This window comes from Bacillus pseudomycoides DSM 12442 (assembly GCF_000161455.1).
GTDB lineage: Bacteria > Bacillota > Bacilli > Bacillales > Bacillaceae_G > Bacillus_A > Bacillus_A pseudomycoides.
This window is the reverse complement of the sequence record NZ_CM000745.1, coordinates 5,593,552-5,598,544: the sequence shown is the minus strand read 5'-3', so window position 1 is coordinate 5,598,544 and position 4,993 is coordinate 5,593,552. Positions and strand designations below refer to the sequence as shown.

Genomic DNA, 4,993 nt, shown 5'->3' with positions numbered 1-4,993 from the left:
TCTGAGCCACCAAGCCGTCTACATCGGCAATACGTTCTTCATATGTCATATGATTTAAAATATCCTCAAGGTATGTATCTTTATAGCTGTAGTATTTCTCTTCAAAAGCTTCAACAAGTTTCTGCCAAGATTTTAATGTTACTAGAACTGCATTTGTATCTTGTCCATTTAGACTACGCTGATTACGAATAATAAATGATTGTCCCATCTTTTTCACCTCCTACACATAAATCCAGAAATATATGCCAAAACAATATAAAATATACCAATTATGATTATAGCAAATCGGAATTTGATGAAATGTGCCCCTTTAAGAGAAAAAATAAAAATATGAAACGTGCCTGAATCCCTTGGCGCCCAAGGGATTTGACGTTTCATAAAAAAAAGTTTATGGCCACCATATAGCTATAAGAGATTTCAAACATGAAACGCATATCGAATTTGTAAAAAAGCTTATAATCCTTGATTCTATAAGCGTTTCCATGTTCTTAATGTAAGAGTTGTTGCCATCATATAGCTATAACGTTTCATGTTTTGATATGTTTATCGAACGTGTGAAATTCATATATAAATGTTGTTATATATAGGGTTTGGGGTTGCTTTTTAACAAATAAGTGTTGCCATCATATAGCTATACTCGTTTCATGTTTTTAAAAATTAGTTGCCACCATACCGCTAAAGCGTTTCATGTTTGAAATGAAATTTTTATTTATCGTAAAATGCACTTAAGTCCTTGGTAGATATAGATTTAGGGGGTATCTTTTATTAAAAGATGTTGCCACCATATAGCTATAACATTTCAAGTTTTATATATATCTATAGCCATCATGTAACTATAATGTTGCTATAATAAAGGTCTTTAAATTCTTGAGTATAAAGAATTTCATGATTTTAGATGAAACTTAATATTTTTGTCCTGTAGTTGCCACCATATAGCTATAACGTTTCAAGTTTTATATAGACATGGCCACCATGTAACTATAAGATTGCTATAATAGCAAAGGTCTTGAAATTGTTGAGTATAAAGAATTTCATGCTTTTTAGATAAAACCTAATATTTTTGTTCTGTAGTTGCCATCATATAGCTATATGATGGCAATTGATTTGTGACATAGGAGACAAGCAGAGCTAACCTAAAAAGGATGGTCTTCATCTTTGCTTGCCTAATGACTTTCTTGAATGAAGGGTATGGTGTAAAGTAGTAATTTTACAAATAGACATAGTCTTATATAATTAAAGACAAGAACACGACTGGTTAAGTAGTATTCCAAGTATCGTACGATGAATTTTTATTATACGCAGAAGATTCCGGTAACATTTTAGATTTTGAGCTGTGTTGCCACTATATAGCTAGGATATTTCAAGTTCTATAATATATATCCGGTGGTTATTTTGTTAGGAGGTTTTTCATTTGGAGAAAGTATTAGTGTTGTTTGGTGATGCCCTTTTTCTTGCTGCTCCAATGTATGAAGAGAACAAGCAGCTATGGACAAAGTGGAATAAATATTATGATGAGGTACAAGAAAATCATGACAAATTAGTAACTTCAGCTAATATTTCTCCTTCATTTTCAGCACTTGTTTCCTGGTTAGGCCAGAAACAAGAACAAGGAATTTCATTATTGCACATATATGCAAATTTAGATAAATATAAAAATGAGCTTCGAAATGTACTTGATAAGATAATAGAGCAAGAGTTTGAAGGAATGTCAGAAACAGTTGAAACGACTATCTTATCTAATACAAAAGATAAGAAGGTAAAAGACCAAGAAACGGACATTACTGATGATTACTATCCTGTTAGTAATGACGCAGTATATTATCAACTACGTGATGGTATAGCAAAAAATCAATTTGAAGAAGATGAATTAGGAGCGGTACCTATATTACCATTGGAAACTAAAAGCACAAGTGGAGTTGCTCAGCTTTCATCACATAAAGATGAAGATCTAAGATTAGTAAACACTAATGAAGCAGAAAGATGGTCAATACTAGTAGATGGTGTTATCAGTAATATGGATGATCTTACAGCTGACTGTCTAGATACAATTACGATACAGTGGTTGAATCAAGCGAAGTCTCCAGATGAGTTTATTGATTTCAGTTACGAGAATGTGTTGGATATGTGTAATATGCCAAAAGCAAGAGCAAACGGTATAGAGTATTATCGTGCAGAAGATAAAATCAAAATTGCTCAACGAATTGCTGCTTTAGCAAGTATCTTTATTTATTTAAATGATGATAATGAAGTAGTTGTTTTAAATGATCGTGCAGAAACTGGTAAGCAATTTGAAATGAAACGTGAAGTAATTAAAAGACTCTTCGTTTTAGATTCTGTAGTTCTTTGGAGAGATAAAAATACCAATGATTACGTAGGTATTGAATCTTGTAGAATAAAACCAGGTAGCTTTTTATCGATGTATTTATACGGTTCTAATAGTACAACAGCGTTATTATCTAAAAAAGCATTGGAGTACAATAGTTATCGACACAAATTCCATAAGCGACTAATTCGGTACTTATCCTGGCAGTGGAGAATTCGCCAACAGTACAGCAATTTACAAAGGCCCTATTCGATTGATGGAGAAAAAGGACTATTGTCTGTAATGGGGATTAATATTGCGAAGGGACGTCCACATCGTATTCGTGAGCAATTAGAAAATGTATTAATAGATTTAGAAAAAGAAAAAGTTATTTCACATTGGGCATACAGTGAGGAACTTGATGAATCTAGGATTGGAGAACGGAATTGGTTTAAAAATTACTACTCTAAATTAGGAATCACCATCTTGCCTCCTAAAGAGTTAATGGATAATATCGGTAGTTCGGTAAAGAAAAAGGTGATTGAAGCTCCGGATAAGCAAGAAAATAATTTAACCATCGATACCGTAAAGCATAGTATTGATGGTTCAGAGGATAGGATTAGAGAGAAAATTATGCACCAACATATGCGCAAAAATAGAACAATGCGCGAAATTGCAGATGAGATAGGGTTATCTCCTGCTACGTTATCAAGATTTTGTAATAAGAAAATGAAGCGCATCTCAAATAGCGTCAATAATAAATTAACCAAATGGTATGAAAGGCAAATCATAATTGAGTCTATGTAGGAAAAGGATGATAAAAAGTAAAAAGAACCAAAATGGTTCATTTGAAATGGGAAGCTCCCTTTTATATTGCTTGTACATAGATATTTTAAAGGAGTAAATATAGTTATGGAACAAATTGTGACAGAATATTTTTCTCCAAGTAAACAATATAAAGTTCAAATAATAAAACGAAAAGATGGTTTGTATACAACGGAAGTTTATAGGTGGATGGTGGATTGTGGATATGAATTTTGGAGTTTTATGTCTCAAGGACTGTCTTTGATAGATAGTGAAGAACATGCGCGAAAGGTAGCTTTTGAACAGTTGAAAGAATGTTCTAGAGAAAATCTCAATATAAACGTGTTATAAGATTGAATTAATTGGCTGTTTTCTTAACTATCGTTGCTTATAGAGTTAAAAATAAAGGGGCTATTTCATAGCACCCTTTATTTCAATATGTACTAAATTTTGATCCCTCTCATATACCTCTAATTATTCAATGGAAGTATTAACTATAAAAGAAATAAATTTCATAATATTCAGATAAATATTGAAACATCTCTCTATTCTAGATTAATATTTTGTTTATCTGTTATTATTTTATTATGAGAATATTCCCTTTATTATATTATGGGGTGATGGGAGGATTATATGAACATACAACTAAAGGGAAATGAACGGTTGACGGAGTTATTAAATGAATGGTATTTACAAATTCGTGCGAGAAATAGAGAAAATTCTATACGTCTAAAAAAAGAAATTGAGCAACAACTTCATAATCTTACAGAAGATCAAAATTTACTTTTTTATTATTCTTTGCTTGACTTTAGATATAACTACCTAATTAACAATATGGGGATTTCCAGAAATAGTTTTGACAAAATCGAAAACTTCAACACTCCAAGAGAAGATTTTCTGGCATATTACTACCACTTCTTTAAAGCTATACACTCTAACGCAATTGGAAGCTATAATTTAGCTAAAGAGCATTATGAAAAAGCTGAATCCCTACTAGTACACATTCCTGACGACCTTGAAAAAGCTGAGTTTTATTACAATCTAGCCATTTTCAACTATCATATTTACCAAGCTCTTTTCGCAATAAAGTACGCAAATATAGCCAATGATATCTTTGCTCAGAACTCTGATTGCGAATTAAAAATTGCTTATTGTAAAAATCTTTTAGGATTATCATGTACTCATTTAAAAGAATACGAAATGGCAGAAGAATACTTCATTTCAGCTATTGACTTATTTCGTAAGTTCGGAAATGAAAGAGATATCTTAATTGCTCGTCAGAATCTAGGTTTAATGTATTCCGAGCAAAAACAATTTGACTTAGCAATTCGTTATTTATCTGAAGTAAATGAGAAAATACCAAACAACTATAGAGCACTTCTCATTGAAGCTAAACAACGAATAAAAGTACAAGAAACAGTAATTGCATCCGAGCTTATAAAAAAAGGATTACATATTTGTAATGAGTTAGAGATTTTAGAATACCAACATCATTTTCACATTCTAGATAAATTGTGTAATGAAGAAAAAACAGAAATTTTAGAAAAGGTCGTTTTAGCAGGAATGGAATACTTCAAGAAAGAAGGACTATGGGAGTACATTCAGGAATATTCTGAAATATTGGCCCTAAAGTTCCATAATGATGCACAATTTGAAAAGTCTAGTTCATATTTCCTTTTAACTTATCAAGCAAAAGAAGAAATATTAGAAAGGGAGGTGTTAAAATGAAATTCCTTAAACTAAGTTTAAAAAGGTTTATAGCTGTAGGTATTCTGGCAGCTGGGATTTCTTCTTTTGGATTTAATGCCCAACCAACAGATGTCCAACAAGCTAGCAGTGCTGTAGTAAGTTATGCACACGGTAATACTGGCTGATAATTTTGTTTAG

The 4,993-nt window shown here is 31.8% G+C and carries 4 protein-coding genes and 1 pseudogene; 4 read left to right on the top strand and 1 reads right to left on the bottom strand.

The features are described 5' to 3' along the window. Positions 1-208, bottom strand: a pseudogene (locus tag BPMYX0001_RS28300) (hypothetical protein); the annotation flags it as partial. A gap of 1,203 nt (positions 209-1,411) precedes the next feature. Between BPMYX0001_RS28300 and BPMYX0001_RS28295 the strand changes: the two are divergent. The 4 genes from BPMYX0001_RS28295 to BPMYX0001_RS33535 all read left to right on the top strand — a co-directional run bounded on the left by BPMYX0001_RS28295 (position 1,412) and on the right by BPMYX0001_RS33535 (position 4,980). Then, a complete protein-coding gene (locus tag BPMYX0001_RS28295; protein ID WP_006097582.1) occupies positions 1,412-3,109 on the top strand; it encodes a helix-turn-helix domain-containing protein in 1,698 nt (565 codons plus the stop codon). A 105-nt stretch (positions 3,110-3,214) separates the two neighbouring features. Beyond that, complete coding sequence (locus BPMYX0001_RS28290; protein WP_006097581.1) at positions 3,215-3,457, top strand: hypothetical protein; 243 nt, start codon at positions 3,215-3,217, stop codon at positions 3,455-3,457. Positions 3,458-3,739: 282 nt separating this feature from the next. After that, on the top strand, positions 3,740-4,834 hold the full coding sequence (locus BPMYX0001_RS28285; protein WP_006097580.1) for a Rap family tetratricopeptide repeat protein: 1,095 nt from the start codon (positions 3,740-3,742) through the stop codon (positions 4,832-4,834). Further along, the gene (locus BPMYX0001_RS33535; RefSeq protein WP_167535698.1) at positions 4,831-4,980 is read left to right on the top strand and encodes a hypothetical protein; all 150 of its coding nucleotides are present in this window, start codon (positions 4,831-4,833) and stop codon (positions 4,978-4,980) included. Before BPMYX0001_RS28285 ends, BPMYX0001_RS33535 begins: the two co-directional genes overlap by 4 nt. Positions 4,981-4,993 lie beyond the last annotated feature (13 nt).

Bases quoted from the DNA above. Each gene is read 5' to 3' on its own strand.
- BPMYX0001_RS28290 (WP_006097581.1), top strand. From the start codon at position 3,215: ATGGAACAAATTGTGACAGAATATTTTTCTCCAAGTAAACAATATAAA.
- BPMYX0001_RS33535 (WP_167535698.1), top strand. From the start codon at position 4,831: ATGAAATTCCTTAAACTAAGTTTAAAAAGGTTTATAGCTGTAGGTATT.
- BPMYX0001_RS28285 (WP_006097580.1), top strand. From the start codon at position 3,740: ATGAACATACAACTAAAGGGAAATGAACGGTTGACGGAGTTATTAAAT.